23 protein-coding genes are annotated in these 24,125 nt (G+C 69.6%); 8 read left to right on the forward strand and 15 right to left on the reverse strand.

Annotated features, from left to right (window positions below; translation table 11 throughout):
• Positions 1-11 precede the first annotated feature (11 nt).
• A complete protein-coding gene (locus tag ACWD02_RS11985; protein WP_451207964.1) occupies positions 12-2,057 on the reverse strand; it encodes a SpoIIE family protein phosphatase in 2,046 nt (681 codons plus the stop codon).
• Between the two features lie 194 nt (positions 2,058-2,251).
• Here ACWD02_RS11985 and ACWD02_RS11990 point away from each other — a divergent pair, with 194 nt between their 5' ends.
• Together ACWD02_RS11990 and ACWD02_RS11995 are read left to right on the forward strand one after the other, a co-directional pair.
• Positions 2,252-3,007 carry a hypothetical protein gene (locus ACWD02_RS11990; protein ID WP_451207967.1) on the forward strand — a complete coding sequence of 252 codons (756 nt, stop codon included), beginning with the start codon at positions 2,252-2,254 and terminating at the stop codon, positions 3,005-3,007.
• Between the two features lie 62 nt (positions 3,008-3,069).
• A complete protein-coding gene (locus ACWD02_RS11995; RefSeq protein WP_451207970.1) occupies positions 3,070-3,492 on the forward strand; it encodes an SRPBCC family protein in 423 nt (140 codons plus the stop codon).
• Between the two features lie 88 nt (positions 3,493-3,580).
• On the opposite strand, the gene ACWD02_RS12000 is transcribed toward ACWD02_RS11995, so the two are convergent.
• A complete protein-coding gene (locus tag ACWD02_RS12000; protein WP_451207973.1) occupies positions 3,581-3,745 on the reverse strand; it encodes a hypothetical protein in 165 nt (54 codons plus the stop codon).
• 343 nt (positions 3,746-4,088) lie between these two features.
• On the opposite strand from ACWD02_RS12000, the gene ACWD02_RS12005 reads away from it, so the two are divergent.
• The 3 genes from ACWD02_RS12005 (at position 4,089) to ACWD02_RS12015 (ending at position 5,646) form a co-directional block, all read left to right on the forward strand.
• Positions 4,089-4,355 (forward strand): GlsB/YeaQ/YmgE family stress response membrane protein, encoded by a 267-nt coding sequence (locus tag ACWD02_RS12005; protein ID WP_451209159.1) that lies wholly within the window; start codon positions 4,089-4,091, stop codon positions 4,353-4,355.
• Between the two features lie 39 nt (positions 4,356-4,394).
• Positions 4,395-5,024, forward strand: coding sequence for an alpha-ketoglutarate-dependent dioxygenase AlkB (locus ACWD02_RS12010; protein ID WP_451207976.1), 630 nt, complete (start codon positions 4,395-4,397; stop codon positions 5,022-5,024).
• 241 nt (positions 5,025-5,265) lie between these two features.
• The gene (locus tag ACWD02_RS12015) at positions 5,266-5,646 is read left to right on the forward strand and encodes a hypothetical protein (RefSeq protein ID WP_451207979.1); all 381 of its coding nucleotides are present in this window, start codon (positions 5,266-5,268) and stop codon (positions 5,644-5,646) included.
• Here ACWD02_RS12015 and ACWD02_RS12020 read toward each other — a convergent pair.
• The gene (locus ACWD02_RS12020) at positions 5,637-6,512 is read right to left on the reverse strand and encodes a LysR family transcriptional regulator (protein WP_451207982.1); all 876 of its coding nucleotides are present in this window, start codon (positions 6,510-6,512) and stop codon (positions 5,637-5,639) included. The two genes, ACWD02_RS12015 and ACWD02_RS12020, sit on opposite strands and share 10 nt — an antisense overlap.
• A 115-nt stretch (positions 6,513-6,627) precedes the next feature.
• Here ACWD02_RS12020 and ACWD02_RS12025 point away from each other — a divergent pair, with 115 nt between their 5' ends.
• The gene (locus ACWD02_RS12025) at positions 6,628-7,026 is read left to right on the forward strand and encodes a tautomerase family protein (RefSeq protein ID WP_451207985.1); all 399 of its coding nucleotides are present in this window, start codon (positions 6,628-6,630) and stop codon (positions 7,024-7,026) included.
• Here the strand turns inward: ACWD02_RS12025 and ACWD02_RS12030 are convergent.
• The 6 genes from ACWD02_RS12030 to ACWD02_RS12055 all read right to left on the reverse strand — a co-directional run bounded on the left by ACWD02_RS12030 (position 7,023) and on the right by ACWD02_RS12055 (position 13,678).
• Complete coding sequence (locus ACWD02_RS12030) at positions 7,023-8,303, reverse strand: cytochrome P450 (protein ID WP_451207988.1); 1,281 nt, start codon at positions 8,301-8,303, stop codon at positions 7,023-7,025. The genes ACWD02_RS12025 and ACWD02_RS12030 overlap by 4 nt on opposite strands.
• Before the next feature lie 169 nt (positions 8,304-8,472).
• Positions 8,473-9,357, reverse strand: coding sequence for a geranyl diphosphate 2-C-methyltransferase (locus tag ACWD02_RS12035; RefSeq protein ID WP_451207990.1), 885 nt, complete (start codon positions 9,355-9,357; stop codon positions 8,473-8,475).
• Positions 9,358-9,371: 14 nt separating this feature from the next.
• Complete coding sequence (locus tag ACWD02_RS12040) at positions 9,372-10,565, reverse strand: family 2 encapsulin nanocompartment cargo protein terpene cyclase (RefSeq protein WP_451207993.1); 1,194 nt, start codon at positions 10,563-10,565, stop codon at positions 9,372-9,374.
• A gap of 97 nt (positions 10,566-10,662) precedes the next feature.
• Entirely contained in the window at positions 10,663-12,072 is a 1,410-nt protein-coding gene (locus tag ACWD02_RS12045; RefSeq protein WP_451207996.1) for a family 2B encapsulin nanocompartment shell protein, read from the reverse strand.
• 233 nt (positions 12,073-12,305) lie between these two features.
• The gene (locus ACWD02_RS12050; RefSeq protein WP_451207999.1) at positions 12,306-12,914 is read right to left on the reverse strand and encodes an HAD family hydrolase; all 609 of its coding nucleotides are present in this window, start codon (positions 12,912-12,914) and stop codon (positions 12,306-12,308) included.
• A gap of 5 nt (positions 12,915-12,919) precedes the next feature.
• The gene (locus ACWD02_RS12055; protein WP_451208002.1) at positions 12,920-13,678 is read right to left on the reverse strand and encodes a DeoR/GlpR family DNA-binding transcription regulator; all 759 of its coding nucleotides are present in this window, start codon (positions 13,676-13,678) and stop codon (positions 12,920-12,922) included.
• Positions 13,679-13,751: 73 nt separating this feature from the next.
• On the opposite strand from ACWD02_RS12055, the gene ACWD02_RS12060 reads away from it, so the two are divergent.
• Entirely contained in the window at positions 13,752-14,939 is a 1,188-nt protein-coding gene (locus tag ACWD02_RS12060; RefSeq protein WP_451208005.1) for an MFS transporter, read from the forward strand.
• Between the two features lie 63 nt (positions 14,940-15,002).
• Here the strand turns inward: ACWD02_RS12060 and ACWD02_RS12065 are convergent, their stop codons facing one another.
• From ACWD02_RS12065 to ACWD02_RS12090, 6 genes are all read right to left on the reverse strand, one after another.
• Complete coding sequence (locus ACWD02_RS12065) at positions 15,003-17,204, reverse strand: discoidin domain-containing protein (protein ID WP_451208008.1); 2,202 nt, start codon at positions 17,202-17,204, stop codon at positions 15,003-15,005.
• A gap of 80 nt (positions 17,205-17,284) precedes the next feature.
• Positions 17,285-18,892 (reverse strand): glycoside hydrolase family 13 protein, encoded by a 1,608-nt coding sequence (locus ACWD02_RS12070; RefSeq protein WP_451208011.1) that lies wholly within the window; start codon positions 18,890-18,892, stop codon positions 17,285-17,287.
• An 85-nt stretch (positions 18,893-18,977) separates the two neighbouring features.
• Entirely contained in the window at positions 18,978-19,853 is an 876-nt protein-coding gene (locus ACWD02_RS12075; RefSeq protein WP_451208013.1) for a carbohydrate ABC transporter permease, read from the reverse strand.
• An 18-nt stretch (positions 19,854-19,871) separates the two neighbouring features.
• Entirely contained in the window at positions 19,872-20,828 is a 957-nt protein-coding gene (locus ACWD02_RS12080; RefSeq protein ID WP_451208016.1) for a carbohydrate ABC transporter permease, read from the reverse strand.
• Positions 20,828-22,285: an extracellular solute-binding protein gene (locus ACWD02_RS12085; protein ID WP_451208019.1), complete on the reverse strand. Its 1,458-nt coding sequence runs from the start codon at positions 22,283-22,285 to the stop codon at positions 20,828-20,830. Before ACWD02_RS12085 ends, ACWD02_RS12080 begins: the two co-directional genes overlap by 1 nt.
• Positions 22,286-22,508: 223 nt before the next feature.
• Positions 22,509-23,519 (reverse strand): LacI family DNA-binding transcriptional regulator, encoded by a 1,011-nt coding sequence (locus ACWD02_RS12090; protein ID WP_451208021.1) that lies wholly within the window; start codon positions 23,517-23,519, stop codon positions 22,509-22,511.
• A 249-nt stretch (positions 23,520-23,768) separates the two neighbouring features.
• Between ACWD02_RS12090 and ACWD02_RS12095 the strand changes: the two genes are divergently transcribed.
• On the forward strand, positions 23,769-24,116 hold the full coding sequence (locus ACWD02_RS12095) for a hypothetical protein (protein ID WP_451208024.1): 348 nt from the start codon (positions 23,769-23,771) through the stop codon (positions 24,114-24,116).
• Positions 24,117-24,125 lie beyond the last annotated feature (9 nt).

The raw sequence follows: 24,125 nt of genomic DNA on the forward strand, positions 1-24,125 counted from the left end.
TTTGTATGCGATCAGTTCGGCGGCACCGCGAAGTCGCACCAGACCGCCTTGCCCTCGCCCCGCGGCTCGATGCCCCAGCGCGTGGCGACCGCCTCCACCAGGAGCAGGCCGCGGCCTGAGGTCGCTGTCTCCACCGGAGACCTCATGTGGGGCCGGGTGCTGGAGCGGTCCTTCACCCAGAGACGGACACGGCGGGGCGGCCCCGTGAGCACCTCCAGGGTGAGGATGGCGCCCCCGTCGGTGTGGACCAGGGCATTGACGAGGAGTTCACCCGCCGCCACCTCGACGTCGTCCGCGACCGCGCCAAGGCCCCACGACGCGAGGTGTTCCCGCAGCGCCGCACGCGCGTCGGCGAGCCCCTCCGGGTCGGCCTGGTGGACGTACCGGTGGATGCGCGGCTCCTGGAGCGTCCCGGGGTCGGGGAGCCGGCGCAGGACCAGGAGCGCCACGTCGTCGCTGCTGCCCCATCTCTTCCACAGTCCGCGGGAGAGGTGGTCCGCGAGATCCTCCGCGCCCTCGGGGCCGGAGGACAGCACCTCGGCGAGATTCTGGATCCCGGTGTCGAGATCGAGACCGGCATCCTCCACCAGCCCGTCCGTGCACAGGACCATCGTCTCGCCGGGCACCAGGTCGAGCCGTACCTCGGGGTAGTCCTCCATACCGAACTCGGTGGCCAGGCCCAGCGGCAGTCCGCCACGGACCCGTGGCACGCCCACCCGGCCGTCGACATGCCGCACGAGAGGCGGCAGATGCCCGGCCCGCACGGCGCGCAGGATGCCGGTGGTCGGGTCGAACTGGGCGTAGGTGCACGTGGCGAAGCGCTCGGTGTCCAGTTCGGCCAGGAAGCGGGAGGCGCGCGAGAGCACCGTCGCGGGCGCGTGCCCCTCACCCGCGAACGCCCGCAGGGCGATGCGGAGCTGCCCCATGATGGCCGCGGCGTGGGTGTCGTGTCCCTGTACGTCGCCGACGACCACGCCGATACGCCCGCGGGGCAGGGTGATGACGTCGTAGAAGTCGCCTCCGACGTCGCGGCCGCCCCAGGCGGCGTGATAGCGCACGGCGACCTCGCAGTCCGGGACGTCGGGGATCCCGCGCGGCAACATCGTCGCCTGCAGGCTCTTGGCGAGGTCCCTCTCCTCGTCGAACAGCATGGCCCGCTGCAACGACTGGGCGACGATGCCGGAGAGACCGATGCAGAGGTTGCGGTCCGCGTCGGTGAAGTCCTTGCGGCCGCGGTAGAAGAGGGCGAGGCCGCCGATGGCCCGGTCCTGCGCCACCAGGGGCAGGAACGCCGCCGAGTCGAGCTTCATGTCCTCGATGTAGGGCCTGAGGCGGGTGAAGCGCCGACCGAGGTCGGGCAGGGAACCCACGAAGCGGGGCTGGCGCGTCATGACGGCCTCCGCCAGCGGCAGCGATTCGTCGACCTTGTGCAGCTTGAGCTCGTCGAGGGCCTGCATCGTCTGGCCCACCAGGGCGATCATCTTCAGGTTCTCCCCGTCGACCAGACCGAGGACCAGGCCGTCGGCGGCGAACCGGTCGAGGCCGCTCGCGCCGGAGAGCACGGCCACCACGTCGTCGACCGTCACGGCCCGGGAGAGGGCCTGCGTGGTGCCCTGCACCATCAGGGCGACGCCCTGCCTGCGCTCCTCCCTGGGATCGGTGGCGGCGAGCTGGGAGCCGTCGTCCGCGGCCGTACGCAGGACTCCGATGACGCGCACGGCCCGGCCCGCGTCGTTGCGCAGGATGCGTCCACGGGCGTGACTGAGGTGCAGGGAACCGTCGCGGCGGCGGATGCGGAAGTAGACACCGTAGAGGTCCTCTCCCGCGGCGGTCGCCTCCGTGACGGCGAAGGTGATCCGCACCATCTCCTCGGGAGGCACGCGTCCGCGCAGGGAAGTCACCGCGCCGTGGAACTCGTCGGGCCGCAGGTCGAGCAGCATGAGCGCACCGGCGTCGAGTCCGAGCTCACCGCTGTCCAGGTCCCAGTCGAAACTGCCCATGCCGGTCAGGTGCAGGAACTGTTCCGGATCGAAGTGTGACTTCTTGGCTGAGGTCATGGCTGTCTCCGTATGCCGCACGGTCACCATAAGCGCCACGAGCCCCGGGCGCGCGGCGCTCGCGCCCCGCCGAAAGTGGAGATCGACCTTCCGGTGATCTCTCCGGGCAATGGGGTATCCGGGTGTTCCGCGGCCCCGACGGCCGCGGGACGGAGCACGGGACGCGGGCGCGTCCCAGGGAGGGAGCAGACGTGGTGAAGGGCAGCAGAAAGATGGCGGCCGTGGTCACCGGGGCGGCACTGGTGGCCCTGGCCGGATGTGGCGGCGACGACTCGGACTCGAAATCGGGTGACAAGCCGTTCGCGGGCAAGAGCGCCGACCAGATCGCGGCTGACGCGGTCAAGGCCACCGAGCAGGCCGACTCGATGCACATGAAGGGAACCGTGCAGCAGTCGGCGGGTTCCAAGATGACCGTCGATCTGTCCGTCGACAACAACAAGAACTGTGACGGCAGCATCGAGGCGGACGGCACATCGGCGGACGTACGCAACACCAAGGGGACGTTCTACCTGCGGGGCGACGAGAAGTACTGGCAGACCGCCCTGAAGGGTCAGGCCGGCGGCGACAAGATCGTGCCGAAGATTGCCGACAAGTGGGTGAAGGCACCGGCCGACGACCAGACGACGAAGAGCCTGTGCGACAAGAAGGCGCTCATGGCCTCCATGGACAAGAACAAGTCGGAACGCAAGGGCATGAAGAAGGGTTCGACGGCGGACGTCGACGGAACCGAGACGATCAAACTGACGAAGAAGACGTCCGGCGGCGAGACCCTCACCCTGTACGTGGCCACCGAGGGCAAGCCGTACATCCTGCGCTCCACGTCGACGGGCGGCAAGGAACCCAACACCGCCACCTTCAGTGACTACGGCAAGCCGGTCAGCCCTGAGGCGCCCGCGCCCGGCGAGACCGTCGACCTGCAGAAGCTTGCCGCGTCCGGCCAGAAGGCGTGACGCCCGCGCAGTCCGGTGCCGGGCGCGCCCCGTAGCCATTCCCGTTCAGAAAGAGGTACGTAATGTCCGCGTCCCTGCTCGAGTCCGTCGATGTCCGGGCGCCGGTTTCCGTCGCCTGGCAGCTGTGGAGCGACGTGGCCCGCTGGCCCTCCTTCCTCAGCCATGTACGGCTGGTCGAGCCGATGGACGAGCGACGCTTCGCGTGGCAGCTGGAGCTCCCCGGCGCGGAGAAGAACTTCGTGGCCGAGCTCACCGAAGTGGTGCCCGAGAAGCGGATCGCCTGGCACACCGTCGAGGGTGTGGATCACGCCGGTGTGGTGACCTTTCACCGGCTGAGTGACACCACGAGCCGGGTGACGCTCCAGATCGAGTACGACCCCAAGGGCTTCATCGAACACCTTGGCGCTCTCACCAATCTCGACTCCACCCTGGCCAACTACGACCTGGGTGAATTCCAGAAGATCGCCGAGAAGACGGCGCACTAGCCCCCGCGGGTGCCGCAGACGGGAAAAGGGTGCCGCGCACGCTGCTGAACAGCGTGCGCGGCACCCTTCGTGGTGCGTCGGACCGGGCTCAGGCCGCGTCGCCGTGACGCTCGGCGGCGGGCGCTCGATGACGCCCCGCGTGGCCATGCCCGTGAACGAGGCGCAGGTGGCGTACGCGCCGATCGGTTCTCGGCACCGGTTCCTCGTTCAGACGGTCCTCGATGCGGTCCATGGCGATGATCAGAAGTCCCATGACCGGCAGGAGCAAAAGAGCGACAACTAGCATCGACAGCGTCCTCCTCGCGGCTTCTCTTCTCGCCTGCCCCTGACTGACATGCCCACGGCCCCGAAGGTATGGAGAGCCTGCAACGCTCTCTTCACATCTCCAGAGCTGACCGGGCTGCGTCCGGGCGGCGGCCAGGCGTCGACCGGGCTGCCTTCACCCGGTCGGCTGGCAGAGGAATGACCTTTGTCCCATGGTTGATGACCTTGGTCCCGAGTGCGATGTCCGCGGATGGACATTGGTCCCAGTATCAGACGGCACAGCAGTTGCCGCGACACGTACACCAAGGTGCACAAGAGAAAGGACCATGCTCGTGGGCATCATCGCCTGGATCCTGATCGGTCTGATCGCAGGGGCCATCGCCAAGGCCCTCACCCCCGGCAAGGACCCGGGGGGCTGCCTGGTGACGATGCTGATCGGCATCGTGGGCGGGCTGCTCGGCGGCTGGCTGGGGAAGGTGATCTTCGGCGTTCACTCGATCAACGGGTTCTTCCACCTGTCGACCTGGATCGCCGCCATCCTCGGTTCCGTGGTCGTCCTGATCATCTATCGCCTGGTCACGGGAGAACGGTCCCGCTGAATTAGCTCGCATGTTCGAATCAGTGGGTACACTGGCACCATGGCAACGCACCAACTCCAGGCATCGCTCTTCGATCAGGGCGACGACGTGCGCCTGGGCTCACTGGCGGGAATCCGCCGGACGGTCCTCGGTGACGGTGCGTGGATAGACCTCCTGCCGGGCTGGCTCAACGGCGCCGACGTCCTGTTCGAGCGGCTGGCGGCGGACGTCCCGTGGAAGGCCGAGCGCCGCCAGATGTACGAGAGGGTCGTGGACGTCCCACGCCTGCTCGCCTTCTACCGCGCCGGCGAGCCACTCCCCCACGCCGTGCTCGACGAGGCCCGCCAAGCCCTCTCCGAGCACTACGCCGCCGAGCTCGGCGAGGCCTTCACCACAGCCGGCCTGTGCCACTACCGCGACGGACGCGACAGCGTGGCCTGGCACGGCGACCGCATCGGCCGGGGGGCCCGCGAGGACACGATGGTCGCCATCCTCTCCGTGGGGGCGCCGCGTGATCTGGTGCTCCGTCCGCGCGGCGGTGGTGACGTCGTCCGGCGGCCGCTCGGGCACGGCGATCTGATCGTGATGGGCGGCTCCTGCCAGCGCACTTGGGAACACGCCATCCCCAAGTCGGCCCGGGCCGCCGGTGGCCGCATCAGCATCCAGTTCCGGCCGCACGGGGTGCAGTGACCGACCGCAGCACCGGGGGACGCGGGCGCGATGTGCGTCGGGCCCACCCCATGCGCTACAGTCGATCTTGTGCCTGCGGCCGGAACTCCGGCCGGTGGGCCCCGCGTTGGTCGTCCAAGGAAAGACACCCCGCTTCCTGTGGGGAAATGTAGGTGCAAGGCCTGCCCAGCGCTCGCGACAGCCCCGGTCCCCCGTCAGGGACCGGGGCTTTTCTCTGTCCGGACGAATCGAGGAGACGCACGTGCACCCACTGGCGGTCGAACAGAACTTCCGGGCACGGGCCACCCGGCTGCAGAACTGGGGAATCGGGCTGCTGGCCTGCGCCCTGCTCCTCTGGCTCTACGCCGCCTGGCAGCTCTTCACGTCGTACGACTCCACGTACAACGACGTGGACTGCCCCGCCCCGGTCAACACCGAACCCAGGGACCTCTACTACGAGGACTCCGGTGACGCCCACACGGACGCGTTGCAATGCGCATCCGACCGCGGCTGGCCCCAGCCGCTGGCGGCTCTGGTGGTATCCATACCGCTGACCGCGGCAGGCAGCGTGCTGCTCACCGCGGGCATGGTCAGCATCAGGTTGCGCCACCACCACGACGACATGGAGAGCGCTCAGAAGTGAGACCGCGCCAGGTGGGCGGCGGCTGACTCCGCCAGCGTGCGAACCGCCGGGTGCCAGGGGCGGGCACGGGGCCCGGTCAGCACGAGGTGCCGGGACACCGCGGGCCTGAGCGGCAGCAGGGCCAGATCGGCGGGGAGCAGGGAGCGGGAGACCTCGGACAGGATCGTCACACCGACGCCCGCCTGCACCATGCTGATCAGCGTCGTGAGGTCGCGCGCCCGGTGGGTGGGCGTGAAGGGCAGCCCGGCCTGGGTGTGGAGGGTGCGGATGCGGGCCTCGCAGTGGTCGGGCGAGATCAGGAACCGGTCGTCCGCCAAGTCCCCTATGCCCACACGCGGTTCGCCCGCCAGGGGGTGATCCCGGGGCAGTACGGCACGGTAGTGGTCCTCGGCCAGGCGAATGCCCGGCCCGGGTGGCGGATCGATGAGGATGGCCGCGTCGGCCACGCCGTCCGCCAGCCAGGTGCTCACTTCTCCGCTGTCACCCTCGAAAGCCTTGACCGTCACCCGGGGCTGGTCATCGGCCCAGTACCGCAGCAGCCCCGGGATCAGCCCCCGGCAGACCGTCGGCGAACAGGCCAGCCGCACGGTGCCGGTCATCGTCTTGGCGGCATCGGCCGCGACCTGCTCAACGGAGCGAGCCGCCGACAAAGCGGTGCGGGCATGCGGCAGGATCCGCTCGCCCAACGCCGTGGTCCGCACGGGCGCGGCGCGGACCAGCAGCGGAGCCGTCAGCTCGCGTTCGAGGGAGGCGACGGCGTGCGAGACGGCTGACTGGCTCATGCCCAACTCGTCGGCGGCCGCGCTGAATCCGCCCGCTTCGACCACGGCAAGGAAGGCTCTCAGCTGGGGAAGATTCACGGTCATGCGGCGGCCTCATAGAGCTATGACTTCGGTGCGTTGGCTCCATCGTCCCAGGTTGGCGAGGCTTGCTCCGTGCCGCCGATTCCGGACGGCATCCACCGAGCCGCCGAGGAGAGCCATGCCGCACATCCGTGTCACCATCACTGACGCCGACCTTCCCGCCACAACTCAGCGCGCGCTGGCAGAGGGACTCACCGGCCTCGCGGTCTCGGCCCTGGACAAGTCCCGTGCGCGCACGATCGTCCACATCGACCTGGTCCCTGCCGCCCGGTACTTCGTCGACGGCACACCCCTGGCCGGCGCGCTCGACGCGCATGTCGAGGTCAGCATCACCCTGGGCACCAACAGCGCCGCCCAGAAGGCGGCTTTCATCGCCGGGTCCCATCGACTCCTGGTCACCGCCCTGGGACCGCTCACCCGCTGCGGCGTCGCCCTGCACGAACTGCATCCCGAGGGCTATGGCTACGGCGGGGTGACGCAGTTCGACCACTACCGGCAGGTCGCCTCAGCCCTCTAGCCGCGCAGCACCGCCGGTGTCGGGCCGTCGGGGCGGACGGTGATGCTGTGGACTGCTCCCTTCGGGGTGGAGCGGAAGCTCGGGGTGTGGGCCGGTAGCAGGAGTTCCAGGAGCGCGGTCGACTCGCGGAGGGCGAACTGCAGGCCCAGGCAGGCACGGGGGCCGATGCCGAACGGGAAGTAGCTTCCCGGGTGGGTGGGGCGTCGCCCCGGGGCCGTGAAGCGCGTCGGGTCGAACCGGTCCGGGTCTGCCCAGAGTTCGGGGTCCCGGTGCGTGAGGTAGGGGCAGACCAGTACGTCGGCGCCGGCGTCGATCTCGTACCCGGCGAGGGTGTCGTCCTGTGCGGCGCTGCGCGGCAGTATCCAGGCGGACGGGTAGAACCGCAGAGCTTCATGGACCAGTGCCTGGATGGCCTGGCGCCGCTCGGGCGAGCCCTCGGCGCCCGCGGCGAGGGCCTGTTCCCGCGCCTCCAGGTTGCTGTCCAGGAGGAGGTAGAGCCAGGTCAGGGTCGTGGCCGTGGTCTCGTGCCCGGCGACAAGGAGGGTGACGAGTTCGTCGCGGATCAGTCCGTCGCCGTACTCGGGGCGCGTCGCGGACGCTTCCAACAGGACGTGCAGCAGCCCAGGGCCGTCGGGCCCCGGCGCGCCGTCGCGTGCGGCGGCGATGGCGCGGCTCGCCACGGCGTCGATGCGGGCCAGCTCGGCGGCGACCGCGTGGTGGGCCGCGGCACTGTCGGCGGGCAGGCTGGGCAGGGCGGCCACCACGGCGGGTACGGCGGCCAGGTCACGCTCCGTCGCCGGGTCGAGGGGGTGCCCGGTCAGGGAACGCCAGATGGTGTCGAGGGCGAAGCGGCGCATCTCGTCGCCCACGTCGAAGACCTCGCCGGTGCGGGCGTATCCGGCCCAGCGCGCCGCAGCGGTGCGCGCGGAGCCGGTGATCCGCTGCTCGAAGCGGCGCATGCCCCGCCCGGTGAACTGCGCTTGCAGCAGCTGCCGTTGACGCTGCCACGCCTCGCCCGTCGCCGCCAGGACTCCGTCGCCGATCAGCAGGCGGGCCCGGTGTGAGCGCTTCACGTACCGGCCGGGTCGCAGCGCGAGCACGTGCTGTACGGCATCCGGGTCGGTGACAAGGACGGTCGGGTGCGGCCCCAGCCTGAACGCGGCGACCCCGCCGAGCTGTTCGCGCGCCCGGGTGAGGAGATCGACGAGTTCGCCTCCCCCGGTCTGCCACTGGGCGACGAGGGCGGGGTCGAGCTCGGGGACGCGGCGGGTGGCCACAGGGCTGCTCCTGGTCGGCTGCTGTAGGCCGTCATCTCGGGCGGGGCGGCCGTCACGCACTGTAGGCGAACTGGAGCGGCACGCAACAGGGCGCCACACGGCCACAGTTGATACGCCGCGGGGGCCGGGTCCGCCCCGATGGCGGACCCGGCCCTTTGCCTGCGGATGGTCAGACGCGGTCGGCCGCGATCAGGACGTACTGGAACGAGCCGTCCTTGTACGAGTTGATGAACGCCTCCTCGATGCCGGTGACCAGTGAGGACGTGGCCCGCAACTCCCAGTAGGGCAGGGTCTCGGGCGTCAGGTCGATGACGGCCTGCGGCACGAGACGGTTGTCGGCCATGGCGCGCAGATACTCGCGGCGGGAGTGGATGTTGCACTCGAAGTGCGCGTTGATCTGGGAGACCCACTTCGAGGGCTGGCCGTACCGCGGGTTCCAGCAGCCGGTGATGGTCACGTAGCGGCCGCCGACCTCAAGGACCCGTGAGTGCTCGGCGAACAGGTCGTGCAGGTCGACGTACATGCTCGACTCGTTGTTCCACGAGCCCGCGGCCTGGCCGGACTCGAAGGGCATGTCGAGCATGTTGCACACGCGGGCGCGCACGTGGTCCTGGATCCGCAGTTCCTCGGCGCGCTGATTGGCGAAGTCGGCCTGTTTGGCCGACAGGGTGACGCCCTCGACCTTGCAGCCGAAGCGCTGGTGGGCCATCACCATCGAACCGCCCCGGCCGCAGCCGGCGTCCACGAGGGTGCCGTCGGCCCCTGGGGAGCCGAGGTTGTCCAGGAGCACTTCGGCCTGCGCCGACTCCAGGCGGTGGAGCTCGGCGATCAGCCGCTTCTCGTGCTCGCTGTCGTCGGCGTCCCCCAGGGCCTCGTGGTCGATGTCACCGATTCCGTAGTGGTGGTGGTAGAGCCCGTCGACGTCACCGAGGCGCAGGTTCACCGGCCGCGCCTCGTTGTTCCAGTAGCGCGCGATGTCGTCTTGGTAGGGCGTCGCCGGGGCGGGGACGAACGCGGAGGCACCGCTGACGGTGGAGATTTCAGTGCTGGTCACAGATGATTCCGTCCTTACCAGAAATCGGGCAGGCTGTAGCGGTAGGTGTTGGTCTGGTGCCAGTAGTGGTTGCCGTCGACCCACACGGCCACGCCCCGCAGGAAGCGCAGCACGCTGGGCACGGGGCAGGCCGCGGCCACGGCGGCGGCCTCGGCCTCGAAGTCGCGCATGAGGTCGTTGTGGACCTCGACCGCCTTGAGGTAGCCCTCCTGGTCGGAGACGTCCTCGCGATCGGCGATCACCACGGGCAGGTTCAAGTGCCGCCCCGGACTGGCGAGTTCCTTGGTGTACGAGTACAGGTCGTTGACGATGGTGCTGGCATTTCCGGCGAGCGCCAGGACCCGCTGCACGTCGGGCCGGGCGTGCAGATCCGCCGGCAGTTCATAGCCCCCGACGGTGTCGGTGATGGCGGGGCACGGGCGAAAGTTGTTGAACTGCCGCATCGCGAGGTACTCCCACACCTCGGGGGTGTGGTCCGTCTGGGCCCAGGCGCCCTCCGCGAGATACCCCAGGTGCAGTCGTGCCATGTCGTGCCGGAAGCGGTCGGCCTGGGAGGGGGTGGCCTGCTGGACGAAGTACTCCATCGCGGAGCGGTAGGCGCGCCGCGGGGCGTCCGCGTGCAGCGACTGCGCCCACTGCGGTTGGTACTCCTTCGGGGCGTGGAGGGGGTCGAGTGCCGTGTGTGCCAGAAGAAGGCGTCCTCCCAGGCCGATGGGTGAGCCGCCGTGGTCCTCGCAGTAGCAGTCGTCGACGGCGTTCTCGGCGACCATGAGCCGGGTGGCGACCATCAGGTGCTCGATGGTCGGGGCGTCCGGGTGGCAGGCGACCATGTAGCGCCCGACGGAGAAGCCGTCGAACTGGCCCTCCCACTCCTCGGGGTACAGCCCGACCTCCTCCACCGCCCAGTCCTTGATCCTGCGGCTGACCTCCTCCACCCGCGCCGGGTCCGGCTCCGCCACCGGGTGGTAGTAGAGGCCGGGGATCTGCAGTCTCTCCGCCGGCGCCTCGCTCTCCGGAGGAGTCGGCGGCTCCTCGCGCCGGCCCAGGTGCAGGCCCGCCGTGCCCAGACCGCTGGGGCCGCGCAGGATGCGTTCCAGCGCCGGGCTCGCCTGTCGCACCTCGTCGGCTGCCGGGGTGGCAGGGGCCCCGAGGCGGGCCACGACGGCGGGTGGGCTCGGCAGCAGAGGGGAAGACCCGGGTTCGGGCATCCGTGGCTCCTTGATGAGATGAGTGGGCTTTCCCGGATCAGGGCGTGGGGGCCCGGCCCGGGGAGTTCCGGGCTGTCGTGGCCGTGCCGCGGTTCCGCTAGGACCTGCGGGCGATCTGCACGTTCTCCAGCACGCCGAGGGCGTTCGGCACCAGGATGGCGGCGGAGTAGTAGGTGCTGACCAGGTACGAGGTGATGGCCTGCTCGCTGATGCCCATGAAGCGCACCGACAGGCCCGGCTCGTACTCGTCCGGCAGGCCGGTCTGATGCAGACCGACGACGCCTTGGTTGTCCTCGCCGACGCGCATGGCCAGGATCGAGCTCGTCTGTTCCTTCGTGATGGGGATCTTGTTGCAGGGCAGGATCGGGACCCCGCGCCAGGCCGGGACCTGCTGGCCGCCGAGGTCGACGTGATCGGGGTAGATCCCGCGGGAGTTGAGCTCGCGCCCGATCGCCGCGATCGTCCTGGGGTGGGCCAGGAGGAGCCTGGTGCCGCGGCGGCGGCAGAGCAGCTCGTCGAGGTCGTCCGGGGTCGGCGGGCCGGAGTGGGGCTGGATCCGCTGCTTGAAGTCGGCGTTGTGCAGGAGACCGAACTCGCGGTTGTTGATGAGCTCGTGCTCCTGGCGTTCGCGCAACGCCTCGATGGTGAGCCGGAGTTGCTCCTCCATCTGGTTCATCGGGCCGTTGTAGAGGTCGGTGACCCGGGTGTGGATCCGCAGGATGGTCTGGGCGGCGGAGAGTTCGTACTCACGCGGCTTGAGTTCGTAGTCGACGAAGGCGCCGGGCAGGGCGACCTCTCCGGTGTGGCCGGCCGACATCGCGATCTCGGCCTCGCCGTGCTTGTTCTGGCGCTGCTGCGGGATTCTGCTGAACGCGTCCAGGTGCTCCCGCAGGCTCGGCGCGGTGGACAGCACGGTGGCGAAGTCGGCGCGGGAGAGGGTGAGCAGGGTGCCGGCGGTCTCGGCGGTCGCGGTGGAGTCCCAGCTGGCATCGGTGTCCAGAAGGGCGTTCTCCCCGAACCGGTCGCCGTCGGCGAGTACGGCGACGGCTACCTCGTCCCCGTACTTGCCCACGGACTTCTGGCTGATCCTGCCGTGGGCGATCAGGTGGAGCTCCCCGGCGGGGGTGCCGCGCTCGACGAGGACCTCTCCGGCACGGAAGTCGCGCTGGACGCACCGGCCGGCGATCGCGGTCAGCACCTCCACGTCGTCGAAGCCGCGCAGCAGGGCCAGTTCGCCCAGTTCCCGGGGGATCACGCGGACGTCGCCGCCGTCCTGGACGAACTCGATGCGCCCGTCTCCGACGGTGTAACTCAGGCGGCGGTTCACTCGATAGGCGCCGCCCTTGGTCTCCACCCAGGGGAGCATCCGCAGCAGCCAGCGAGAGGTGATCTCCTGCATCTGCGGGGCGGACTTGGTCGTGTTGGCGAGGTTCCTGGCTGCCGCGGTGCCCAGGCTGGTCTGCCGGGGCGGCTCCAGCCGTGCTTCCGGGCCGGTCTCAACGGTCATCGGGCGGGCTCTCCTTCGCGGGGGTCGTAACCGGCATAGACGTGCCAACCGGCGAAAGTGGAAGCAGAGGCGTAATCACAAAGATTTCGTCCAGATCCGCAGACCATTTAACGGCCGTTGCGCCCGCCGTGCCCGATAAGGCCGTCGGCAGCACTCGAAACAGTGATCTTGTTCGGCGCGAGGTTTATCCGAACAACCCACCGGGTTCTGGCCAGTCGGGCACGTCCGTCACTTCAGAGCGCGTGCCGCAGCCGTTCAGGCGTGGTGAAGAGGTGGCCCCGCATGCCCATGGCCATGGCGGCGCGGATGTTGTCCTCGCGGTCGTCGACGAACAGGACGCGATCCGGCGCGGCGCCAAGGGCGTTCAGGCACCATGCGTAGGCTCCCGGGTCCGGTTTGGCGTGGCCGATCCGGCACGAGAAGGCGCGAAGGGGGAAGTGCTTGAGCCAGCGGTGCTCCTTCTCGTAGTAAGTGGCCAAGTCCTCGGGGATGTTGGAAAGGAGCGCGATGCCTCGGCCGGCTGCCGCGAGCTCTTCGATCAGGGCGACCATGGCCTCGTCCACCGCGCTCCAGCTCGCCACGTCGGCCTCGATGAGCTCCGCGATCCTGCGCTCGTCGAAGCGGGTGGCGAGGGAATCAGCCACTTGCCCCCAGTAGGCTGCTCCGGTCAACTCGCCCTGGTCGTACGGCTGTCTGAGCGTCCAGTACGCGTCCCAGAACTCCGGGGCGGGAATCGCGGCCGTGCGGACGAGGCGGTCCTTGCCTTCGGCGGACTGGTGGCGCGCGATGACGCCGAACAGGTCGAAGAGGAGGACGTCAGGCGTGGCGGGGAGTATGGACACGGGGGTCAGACCCTTCGAACGGTGACGCCCGCGGCGGCCAGCGCGTCGGTCGCGTCCTGCTCCGCGTCCTCGTCGGTGACGACGGCGTGCAGGGCCGTGGCGGGGGCGACGAAGGCGAGGGCCGTGCGGGAGAGCTTGGGTGCCTCGGCGACGGCGATGACGCGGCGGGCCGAGGCGATCGCGGCACGTTTGACCGCGGCGTCGTCCAGGTCGTAGGCGGTCAGGCCGTGTGCCGTGTTCAGGCCGCAGCAGCCGATGACGGCGGTGTCGAAGCGCAGGGCGGCCAGCGACGCCTCGGTCAGGGGGCCGGTCAGGGCCAGTTCACCGGGGCGCGGTCGGCCGCCGGGGACCAGGAGCGTGAGCCTGGGTGCTCCGGTCAGTGCGTTCACCGCGTGCAGCGACAGCGGCATCACGGTGAGGCGGCGGTCGTCGAGCGCGCGGGCCACCTCCAGGCAGGTGGTGCCGCTGTCGAGGACGACGGATTCGCCGTCCGCGATCAGACCCGCGACCTCGGCGGCGATGCGCCGCTTGGCCTCCAGGCCCTCTTGGGCCCGGAGTGCGAAGGGCGGTTCCTCGCCGCGCAGCAGCAGGCTTCGCGCGCCGCCGCGATAGCGCTCGATGACGCCTTGGTCCGCGAGGTTCTCCAGGTCACGACGGATGGTCATCTCCGAGGCGCCGGTCAGATCCGCCAGCTCCGCGACGCCCATGCGGCCCGCCTCGCGTACGGCTTCGGTGATCCGCCTCAGTCTGTCTGTGCTCGCCATGCCGCAATGGAACACGATTCATGTGCGACATGCAATCTTCCGAACACTGACCTTGTTCGTTATGTTCGTTCACATGGAAAGATCGCTGCGTCTGGGCCGACTGGCCACCTTCGTCTACTTCACCCTCAACGGCTTCCTCATGGGGATGTGGATCGTCCACATCCCGGCCGTGGAGGACCGCGCCGGCATCAGCCATGCCGTGCTCGGCTGGCTCTTGCTGCTCCTGGGCGCCGGAGCCTTCACCGGCATGCAATTGGTCGGCCCGCTCACCGACCGCTTCGGCGCCCGCACCGTCGTACCGGTCAGCGCGGCGCTGTGCAGCGCGGCGGTCGTCCTGCCGGGCCTGGCGTCGAGCACCTGGACACTGGGCGCCGCCCTGCTGGTGCTCGGCTTCGGCAACGGCTGTCTGGACGTCAGCATGAACGCCCATGCCGTCCAGGTCGAGCGCGGCTACGAACGGCCCGTCATGTCCGCCTTCCACGCGACCTTCTCCATCGGCGGTGTCCTGGCCGCGCTGGTCGGCGCCCGCACCCTCAGCTGGGATCTGAGCCCGGCGCTGACCCTCGGCGTGGTGGCGCTGACCGGGCTCGTCGTGGCCGCGCTCGCCGCACCCGCGCTGCTGCGGCCCGAGGCACGCCCCAGCGGGCAGCCCGCCACCACCGAGCCGGCGGTCAGGCGCGAGACGCCCCGGCGGATCTGGATCCTGGCCGCGCTCGCCCTGATGCTCATGCTCTGCGAGGGCGTCGCCAACGACTGGAGCGTGCTGCACCTGCGGGACACCCTCGACGCCCCCGCCGCCACCGCCGCCCTGGCCTACGGCGCCTTCGCCACGGCCATGACCGTCGGCCGCCTGCTCGCCGACCGGGTCGCCGCGCGCCACGGTTCGGTGGCCGTACTCCGGCACGGTGCGTCGGCGGCAGCCGTCGGCATGACGGTGGCGGCGCTCTCCCCCTGGATACCGCTGGCCCTGATCGGCTGGACCCTGTTCGGCATCGGCCTCTCCGGCTGCATCCCTCAGCTCTTCAGCGCCGCGGGCCACGCGGATCAGGACGCCGCGGGAGCCAACGTCTCCCGTGTCGCGGGCCTCGGCTACCTCGGCATGCTCGCCGGGCCCGCCGTCATCGGGCCGCTCACCCACGTCGTCCCGCTCAACCTCACCTTCTTTCTGCCCGTGGCGTTCTGCGTCCTCGCCGCCTGCACCGCCGGGATCCTGCGCTCCCGGCCCGCCGCCGAGCCCCGTTGGGAGACCGAGGCCGCATGACCGAAGCCTCGCTCGCGGGGTCGGCAGCAGCCGGGGGCGAGCGAGGCGCGCGGGGTCGGCAGGTCAGGACAAGTAGGCCTCCACCTCGCTGAACTGCGCGGCGGGCCAGCCGGTGTTGGCCGTGACGCGCAGCCGCAGATGACGGACGTCGGGAGAGGAAGCGGGCAGCGTGATGGTCACCTTGTTGCCGCTCGCCGGGTCGAAGCGGTAGCCCTTCGAGTCGGCCAGCGCGCTGAAGACGGTGCCGTCGGTGCTGCCCTGGACGGAGAGGGTCTGGGTCCTCGCGGCCCAGACAGCGGGCGGCGGCAGCTTCAGGACGACCCTGCGCACCGGTTCCGCCTTGCCGAGGTCGACGGTGATCGACTGGGGGAAGGCGTGGTTGGTGGATTCCCAGTACGTCGCCGGGTCACCGTCGACCGCCTTGGCGGGCGTGTAGACGTCGGCGGAGCCGGTCGCGGTCGCCGGCCGACCCTTGGCGAGGTTGCGGTCCGGGTCGGGGTCCGGGTTGCCGCCGCCGGGCTTGGGCCACGTCGAGCAGTCGTCCCAGGTGCTGTCCCAGCCGGAGTTGCCGCCACCGTCGGTGAGGGTGAAGGTACCGGAGCCGGTCGGGTAGGGGCAGTTGTAGATGCCGACCGCGCCTACCCCGGTGGCCTTGACGTTCGCCATCTTCACCGCTCCTGGCGTCTCGGCCTGGACGACGACCGTGCCCACCTTGTCGATGGTCGAGCGGTCGACGCTGACGTTCTTCACCGCCTTGCCGGTGCCGCTGCCCGACACGAATTCGTACGCGCTCCAGGGGCTGTCGGTGATGGTCGTGTCGGTGATGTTCACGGTGGCCTCGATGGCACTGTCGTACGCGTCCACGCGCAACGCACCCATCGGGTGCTGCCAGTTGGGGTTCATGGCTCCGGTGCGCACGAGGGTGTTGCCGGAGACGGTGATGGTGCCTGCCAGCGGGAAGAACGGGTCGAGGAACTTCTGGTTGGAGATGGCGATGCCGCTGCCCAGGGCGTTGGTGTCGAGGATCAGGTTGTCCTTGACGGTGATGTCACGGCCGCCGTAGATCGCGATGCCGTTGGCGAGGTTGGGCTGCGAGATGGTGTTGCGCTCGAAGGTCGAGTCACTGTTGGTGGAGTTGAGGGACCACATGGCCAGGGCGTCGTCGCCGGTGTTGCGCAGGAAGTTGTCGCGTACGTCGACGCCCTTGGCCGTGCCGTTGAGGTTGAGGCCGTCGGCGGTCATGTCGTAGATGCGGTTCTTCTCCACGACGAGGTCGTCGTTGTTGCCCGTCAGCCAGAGACCGACCTTGAGGTGCTGGAGCCACATGCCGGAGACGGTGGAGTTCGGGCCGAGCGATCCGTTGACGAAGTTGTCCGGGTTGTTGTCGACCCGCTCGGTGACCTCGCCGATCACCGCGAAGTCGTGCAGCCCCACCTTGCCGGTGGGCGCGCTCGACTGGTCGATGAAGCGTGAACCGCGCACGACCGAATGCCAGTTGCCCGCGCCGCGGATCGTGACGTTGTCGACGTTGTTGAGCGACTGGGTGAGCCTGTACTCGCCCGGTGGGATCCAGACCGTGCCGCCCTTGGCCGCCGCGATGGCCTCGCGGAAGGCCTGGGTGGAGTCGCCCTGGCCGGTGGGGTCAGCGCCCTTGTCGGTGACCGGGAGCGCACCCGATGGCTTGGCCGCGGCCGCCGCGGCCTGCTCGAAGTCGGCCACGTCGACGGTGACCTGGGTGGACACGGCCTCCAGTTTCACCTTGTCGCCCGACTGCAGGTTCTGGCCGAGCTGCAGCCGTGCGTTGTCGAAGAGGTGGTGGGTCTTGGATCCCGCGATCCAGGAGGTGTCGACGTAGCTGTACTTCGACGTGACGGCGAGCGTCTTGGAGATCTTCTGACCGTTGACGTACACGGCCATTGTGCCCGACTGGCCGTCGGGCACGCTGTAGGCCACGTTCAGCGCGTTGGCCGCCTTGGGGAGGGTGAACTCCACGCTCTGGCCTGCCGCGAGCCGTACCGCCTGCCGGCCCGAGGCCTCGGAGGCGACCGTGCCCTGGGTGTAGTCGGGGCCGATCTTGGTGCCGTTCGTGGCCGCGCTCTCCGCCTCGACGGAGGTGAAGGGCAGGGTGGCGCCCGCGGCCTTCTCGGCGGCTTGCGCGCCGGGAGCCGCGAGGCCGGTGACGAGGGTGCCGAGGAGGCCCGCGGTGGCCACGGCGGCGTACCACTTGCGGACGGCTCTTGTAGTGCTCCTGTCAGGTCTGGTCATGGGGTGGTGCACCTTCCTTGTGAGTGGGGAGGTCAGTGCTCGGTCGGGGGGGGCGGGCCCTGGGAGGGAGGCCCGGGTGTTCAGAGGCGCAGCCAGGCCGCCGTGTCCTGCGGCAGGTGGCCCGACTCGTCCAGGGGGCCGCTGGCCAGCAGGAGACGTGAGTGGGCGGGGAGTTCGCAGGGTGTGGGGGCGAGGTTGACGACGCAGGCCAGACCCGGCTCGCGTACGAAGGCCAGCACACCGTCGCCCACCGCCAGCCACGTCAACGGGCCGTCGCCGAAGCCCGGTTCGATGCGGCGCAGGCGCAGGGCGGCCCGGTAGAGCGCGAGCATGGAACCGGCGTCCGCGGCCTGGAGGTCGGCGGCGTACGAGGGCCAGCCGTCGGGCTGGGGCAGCCAGGGGCCGGTCATCGACCCGAAGCCCGCGTGCGGTTCGGCGGCCGCCCAGGGCAGCGGCACCCGGCACCCGTCGCGGCCCGGGTCGATGCCGCCGGAGCGGAAGTGCATGGGGTCCTGGATGTGCTCCCGGGGGATGTCGGCCTCGGGCAGGCCCAGTTCGTCGCCCTGGTAGATGTAGACCGCGCCGGGCAGGGCGAAGGCCAGCAGGGCCGCGGCGCGGGCACGGCGGGTGCCGAGCGCCAGGTCGGTGGGGGTGCCGAACACCTTCGTGGCGAAGTCGAAGCCGGTGTCCGCGCGGCCGTAGCGGGTGACCGTCCGCGTCACGTCGTGGTTGCACAGCACCCAGGTCGCCGGGGCGCCGACCGGAGCGTGCTCGGCGAGCGTGTCCTCGATGGAGCCACGCAGCTTCGCGGGGTCCCAAGGGCAGGACAGGAAGCTGAAGTTGAAGGCGGTGTGCATTTCGTCCGGGCGCAGGTAGCGGGCGAAGCGTTCGGCGTCGGGCAGCCAGACCTCGCCGACGAAGACGCCGTCGTACTCGTCGGCGACGGCCCGCCAGGAGCGGTAGATGTCGTGCAGTTCGTCGCGGTCGATGAAGGGGTGCGGGTCCACGCCCTCGGTGAAGTCGGGCAGGGCGGGGTCCTTGGCGGGCAGCGCGGCGGAGTCGATCCGTACGCCCGCCACTCCCCTGTCGAACCAGAACCGCAGGACGTCCTCGTGCTCCTGGCGCACCGCCGGGTGCGCCCAGTTGAGGTCGGGCTGCTCGGGGGCGAAGAGGTGGAGGTACCACTCGCCGTCCTCGACGCGGGTCCAGGTCGATGCGGTCGCCGAGAACTGCGAGGGCCAGTCGTTGGGCGGCAGTTCGCCGTCGGCGCCGCGGCCGGGGCGAAAGTGGAACAGCTCGCGTTCGGGCGCGCCGGGGCCCGCGGCGAGGGCCGCCTTGAACCAGACGTGCTGGTCGGAGACGTGGTTGGGGACGATGTCGACGATGGTGCGGATACCGAGCGCGCGGGCTTCGGCGATCAGCTTCTCGGCCTCGGCGACGGTGCCGAAGGCCGGGTCGATGACGCGGTAGTCGGCGACGTCGTAGCCGCCGTCGACCATGGGCGAGAGGTACCAGGGGCTGAACCACAGCGCGTCGACGCCGAGTTCGGCGAGGTAGGGCAGCTTGGACCGGACGCCCGCGAGGTCGCCGGTGCCGTCGCCGTCACCGTCCGCGAAGCTGCGTACGTACACCTGGTAGATGGCGGCAGAGCGCCACCAGGAGGCATCGGTCGGGGAGGTGACTGCCACGTGAGGGTTCCTTTCGGGCAGGTGGGACCCCGCCGCCGTGGCTTGGAGCGGTGGCGGGGTGGGTGCGTGGGACGGGGCCCGGGTCTCAGCCCTTGAGGCCGCCGGCGGTCAGGCCGCTCATGATGTTGCGCTGGAAGATCAGGAAGATGATCAGGGTCGGCAGCGAGGCGATGGCCAGGGCTGCCAGGAGCCAGTTCTCGGAGACGCTGGCGGCCAGGGAGTAGATGCCGACGTTGACGGTCTGCTTGCCCGGGTCGGGCAGCGTGAGCATCGGCCAGAGGAAGTCTTTCCAGACCGCGACCACCGCGAAGATCGACACGACGCCGAGGATCGGCCGGGACAGCGGCAGGACCACCGAGCGCAGGGTGCGCATGGTCGAGGCGCCGTCGATGGCGGCCGCGTCCAGGAGCTCGCGCGGGATGGAGTCGAAGAACCGCTTGAGCAGAAAGATGTTGAAGGCGTTGGTGACCGAGGGAAGCCAGATCGCCCAGGGCGAGTTGATGAGGTTGCGCTCCACGACGGGCACGTCGAGGACGGTCAGGTACTGCGGTACGACCAGGACGGTGGCCGGGATCATCAGGGTGAGCAGCATCGCCCCGAGGATCGCCTTGCCGAACACCGGCCGCAGCTTGGAGAGCGAGTAGGCGGCGGCGACGTCGAAGATCAGCTGGAAGGCGAGCGCGCCGAACGCGTAGTACAGGGTGTTGAACAGGAGCCTGGCCAGGTCCATCACGCCCCAGGCGTCCGCGTAGTTCTGCGGGTGGACGGCGTCGGGGACCAGGGTGGGCGGTGTCTGGGCGAACTCCTGCGGGGACTTGAGGCCGCTGGTGACCATCCAGTACAGCGGGCCGATGAAGACCAGGGTGAAGAGGACCGTCACCACGGTGAAGGCGGTCCAGTACAGGAACTTGCTGCGCGGGCGGGCCAGTTGGGCCGGGGAGATCAGGGTGCGTGTGCTCATGTCCGTCGTCTCCCCCGGCTAGTCTTCGCTGCCGGCGCGGCTCAGTCGCGCGTACGCCGCCGAGAATCCGGCGAGCAGTACGAGCAGGACCAGGCCGAGCGCCGCCGCGCTGCCGTAGTTGTTGAAGGTGAACGCGTACTGATAGATGAGGTGGACGACGGTCAGGGTCGCGCCCTCGGGACCCGCGCCGCCGGTGAGCAGGAACGGCTCCACGAACACCTGCATGGTGGCGATGATCTGCATGAGCAGCATCAGCGAGAGGATCAGCCGGGTCTGCGGGATGGTGACGTGCCAGATCCGGCGGAAGATGCCCGCGCCGTCCAGCTCGGCCGCCTCGTACAGCTCCCCGGGGATCGACTGCAGCGCGGCCAGGTAGATCAGCGTCGCGCCGCCCATGTTCATCCAGGTGGCGGCGATGACGACGGAGAGCATCGCGGTGTCGGTGTCCTGCAGCCACGCCTGTCCGGGCAGGCCCACGGCTTCCAGGATGCGGTTGAAGAGGCCGTGTCCGGGGTCGTAGAAGTACTTGAAGAGCAGTACCGATGCCACCGGCGGCAGCATCACCGGGAGGTAGACGAGCAGTCGCAGGTAGCCGCGTCCGTGCCGGAACTCGTTGAGTATCAGGGCGATGGCGAAGGGCACGGCGAAGCCGAGGAGCAGCGCGAGTCCGGTGAACAGGAGAGTGTTGCGCCACGCCTGCCAGAACGCCGGGTCGTTGAAGATGTAGGTGAGGTTGGACCAGCCGGCCCAGACGGTCTCGCCGTTCTCGGTCTTCTGGAAGGCCAGGATGAATTCCCTGACCATCGGATACCAGGAGAAGACCGAGAAGCACAGGAGAGCGCCGATCAGGAACGCGTGGGCGGTGAGGTTGCGCTTCAACGCCCGGCGGAACGCGCCGTGTTCGGGACCGGAGGCCCGGCCGTCCGTCGGGAGGGACGGCCGGGCCTTGTTCTCGGAGAGGGTGGGAGCGGACATCACTGGTTGGCCAGGACCTGGTTGACCTGCTGTTCGGCGGTCTTGAGGAGCTTGTCCGCGTCGGCGTCCTCGTTGGTGAGGACGGCCGACATCAGCGTGTCGAGGACCTTGTAGACCTCTTGCGCCTTGGGCGGCTCCGCCTTGCCCGTGACCGGCTTGTCGGTGAAGGCCTGGAAGTTCTCGACGGGCATCGTCGAGCTTTCCTCGCGGGCCTTGTCGTCCTTGGCCTTGCTGTCACCGGTCCAGAAGTTCGGCTGCGGCAGGCCGACGGGCAGGCCGTCCGCCTTCGTGCGGGCCCAGTCGAACTGCCCCTTTCCGACGCTGAGGAACTTGAAGTTGATCCACGCGACGGCCGCCTTGATCTGGTCGGGCGAGCTGCCCTTCTTGATCATGTAGTCGTTGCCGCCGAAGAGCGTGGCCTTCTGGCCGGGTATCGGACCCATCCCGAAGTCGTCGTACTTCGCGCCGAGGTTCTGCACCATGTACGTGATGTCGTCGGGCGCGGCGAGGAACATGCCGAGCTTGTCGGAGGCCATCTGCTTCTGCAGGTCTCCCCACTTGAGCAGCTGGGTCTTGCCCATGCTGTTGTCTTCCCAGCGCATGGCCTTGAGGTTGTCGACGATCTGCTTGCCGGTGGCGTTGTTGAAGGCGGCCTTGGTGCCGTCCTTGCTGACGATGTCGCCGCCGAGGCCGTAGGTGGTGGCGGTGAAGTGCCAGCCGCCGTTGTTGCCCGCGCTGTACTCGCCGAATCCCGAGACGCCGTCGCCCAGGGCAGCGATCTTCTTGGCGGCCGAGCGGACCTCGGCCCAGGTCTGCGGGGGCGAGTTGGGGTCGAGTCCGGCCTTCTCGAAGAGCTTGCGGTTGATCAGCAAACCCATCGTGTAGTTGCTGTAGGGCAGGCCGTAGAGCTTGCCGTCCTTCTTCAGGACGTCGAGGACGTTGGGGTCCATGTCCTTCAGCGCCGGTATGGACTTGTCGTTGACGTACGCGCTGATGTCCTGCGCTCCGTCGTTGTCCAGGACCTGCTGCAGATCGGTGAAGTAGGTGTAGAAGACGTCCGGTTGGGACTTCGCCTTCAGCATCGCCGTGAAGCGGGGAGGCTCCAGGCAGGGGTCGGTCTGCTTTCCCTCGATCGTGACGTTCGGGTACTTCTCGTTGAACGCCTTGACGTCCTCCTTCCACTGCTTGAGCTCGGCCTTCTCGGCGGCCGGCGGCATGCAGTCGATGGTGAGCGTCACCTTGGTCTTCGGGTCCAGCGGGGCCGCGGCGTTGGCCGCGTTGGCGCCGCTGTCCCCGTCGGAGTCGCCGTCGCCGCTGCTGCTGGTGCCGCAGGCGGCCAGGGCGGTGAGGGCGAGCGCGGAGGCTACGGCGATCGTGCCCGTACGACGGCGGGCGCCGGTCGTGCGGAGAGTGGTGCGGCGGCGGATACGGCGAAGTGGCATCCGGGAGCTGCTCATCGGTGGACCCCTTTGGACAGCGCCGCCTGCCCGTGGAGGCAGGGACGGCATGGCAGGAGCTGGGAAGCCCACAGCTGCGCGGACTGTGTGGCGGCGCTTACTCAAGCACCGTCGACAGATCAGCGCAATATCTCGCGCGATGATTGAAAGAAATTGACAACGAAAAAGGCGATGATCTCCCGTCGGCCGGCCCCGACCCTCATGCGAGCGAGCGAGCGGGCGCTTACTCCTGTGGCGGTTGTCCCGTCGAGCCCCGCACCACCAGCTCAGGCTCGAAGAGCAACTCCTCGGTGGGCACCGCGCTTTCGGCGATCTGCAGCGTGAGCAGTTCGACCGCCGCGCGACCCATGGCCTCGATCGGCTGGCGCACCGTGGTCAGCGGAGGATCGGTGCAGGTCATGAAAGCGGAGTCGTCGTATCCGACCACCGAGACGTCCTGCGGGACACCCAGGCCGCGGCGGCGGGCGGCACGCACCGCGCCGAGCGCCAGGGGGTCGCTCGCGCAGACGATGCCGGTGACCCCCTCGTCCAGCAGCCGCGCGGCGGCGGCCTGGCCGCCCTCGATCGAGAACATCCCCCGCGAGACATGCCGCTCGGGCAGCTCGTCGCCGGCCTGCTCCGCGAGGGCACGGGCGGCGGCGAGCTTGCGCTGCGAGGGCATGTGGTCCGCGGGACCGAGCACCAGGCCGATCCGGCGGTGGCCGAGCGTGGACAGATGCCGCCAGGCCTGCTCGATCGCGACCGCGTCGTCACAGGACACCGCCGGGAAACCGAGCCGCTCGATCGCCGCGTTCACCAGGACCACCGGGATCTTGCGCGCGGCGAGCCGCTTGTAGTGCTCGTGCGGGGCGTCCGCCTGCGCGTACAGCCCGCCGGCGAACACGACGCCCGACACCTGCTGCTGCAGCAGCAACTCGACGTAATCCGCCTCGGAGACCCCGCCCTTGGTCTGCGTGCACAGCACGGGGGTCAGCCCCTGCTGGGCGAGCGCGCCGCCGATCACCTCCGCGAACGCCGGGAAGATCGGGTTCTGCAGCTCGGGGAGCACCAGACCCACGAGCCGGGCCCGCTCGCCGCGCAGCTGCGTGGGACGCTCGTACCCGAGGACGTCCAGGGCCGAGAGCACGGACTGCCGGGTCGCGTCGGAGACCCCCGGCTTGTTGTTGAGCACCCGGCTGACCGTGGCCTCGCTGACCCCGACCTTCCGCGCCACCTGAGCAAGTCGTCGCGTCATGCGCGCAAGAATACTGCAATTCTTGCGTTCTGTTTGCGTGCTTGCTGAATCCGTTTCGGGGGCCGCAAGTGGCGTGCACCGGATCCCGGGCGGGGCCGAACGGGTGAGAGCGGGTCGTTACGGCGGCCGATCCTGGTCGATTCCGGTATCACTGCTGGTCAGCACGGTAATGCCGGGATGCATTCACGTGCCGGTCGCCGTTCCGGAAAGCTCCGGGAAGCTCAGCAAGCTCAGAAAAGGAAACGATCCATGCGTCTTCGTCACTCACTGGCCGCCGCGGCCGGTGCCGTCGCCCTGCTCATGACCGTGCCCGGCTCCGCGCACGCCACCGAGGGCGACTTCACCTACACGTACGTCGACAGCACCGGTGAAGAGGGGCAGGCCACCCTCCACGACCCGCGCAGCGGCGAGTGCGTCATGCTCGAGGAGGCCGCCCGGGAGTACGACCAGCCACCGGCCCACTCCCCCAGGAACCGCACCGCTTCGTACGCGATCGCCTTCACGAACGCCGACTGCACCGGCGACCAGTTCGCCCTGCGCCCCCACACCGGCGGCGCGAGCGAGCGACTGAAGATGCGGTCGGTGTTGTTCTCCTGACCTGATCCT

This window comes from Streptomyces sp. NPDC002853 (genome assembly GCF_053591915.1).

Bases quoted from the DNA above. Each gene is read 5' to 3' on its own strand.
- ACWD02_RS11985 (WP_451207964.1), bottom strand. From the start codon at position 2,057: ATGACCTCAGCCAAGAAGTCACACTTCGATCCGGAACAGTTCCTGCAC.
- ACWD02_RS12000 (WP_451207973.1), bottom strand. From the start codon at position 3,745: ATGGGACTTCTGATCATCGCCATGGACCGCATCGAGGACCGTCTGAAC.
- ACWD02_RS12095 (WP_451208024.1), top strand. From the start codon at position 23,769: ATGCGTCTTCGTCACTCACTGGCCGCCGCGGCCGGTGCCGTCGCCCTG.
- ACWD02_RS12010 (WP_451207976.1), top strand. From the start codon at position 4,395: ATGGCAACGCACCAACTCCAGGCATCGCTCTTCGATCAGGGCGACGAC.
- ACWD02_RS12060 (WP_451208005.1), top strand. From the start codon at position 13,752: ATGGAAAGATCGCTGCGTCTGGGCCGACTGGCCACCTTCGTCTACTTC.
- ACWD02_RS12045 (WP_451207996.1), bottom strand. From the start codon at position 12,072: ATGACCGTTGAGACCGGCCCGGAAGCACGGCTGGAGCCGCCCCGGCAG.
- ACWD02_RS12040 (WP_451207993.1), bottom strand. From the start codon at position 10,565: ATGCCCGAACCCGGGTCTTCCCCTCTGCTGCCGAGCCCACCCGCCGTC.
- ACWD02_RS12085 (WP_451208019.1), bottom strand. From the start codon at position 22,285: ATGAGCAGCTCCCGGATGCCACTTCGCCGTATCCGCCGCCGCACCACT.
- ACWD02_RS11995 (WP_451207970.1), top strand. From the start codon at position 3,070: ATGTCCGCGTCCCTGCTCGAGTCCGTCGATGTCCGGGCGCCGGTTTCC.
- ACWD02_RS12080 (WP_451208016.1), bottom strand. From the start codon at position 20,828: ATGTCCGCTCCCACCCTCTCCGAGAACAAGGCCCGGCCGTCCCTCCCG.
- ACWD02_RS12075 (WP_451208013.1), bottom strand. From the start codon at position 19,853: ATGAGCACACGCACCCTGATCTCCCCGGCCCAACTGGCCCGCCCGCGC.
- ACWD02_RS12065 (WP_451208008.1), bottom strand. From the start codon at position 17,204: ATGACCAGACCTGACAGGAGCACTACAAGAGCCGTCCGCAAGTGGTAC.
- ACWD02_RS12020 (WP_451207982.1), bottom strand. From the start codon at position 6,512: ATGACCGTGAATCTTCCCCAGCTGAGAGCCTTCCTTGCCGTGGTCGAA.
- ACWD02_RS12055 (WP_451208002.1), bottom strand. From the start codon at position 13,678: ATGGCGAGCACAGACAGACTGAGGCGGATCACCGAAGCCGTACGCGAG.
- ACWD02_RS12025 (WP_451207985.1), top strand. From the start codon at position 6,628: ATGCCGCACATCCGTGTCACCATCACTGACGCCGACCTTCCCGCCACA.
- ACWD02_RS12090 (WP_451208021.1), bottom strand. From the start codon at position 23,519: ATGACGCGACGACTTGCTCAGGTGGCGCGGAAGGTCGGGGTCAGCGAG.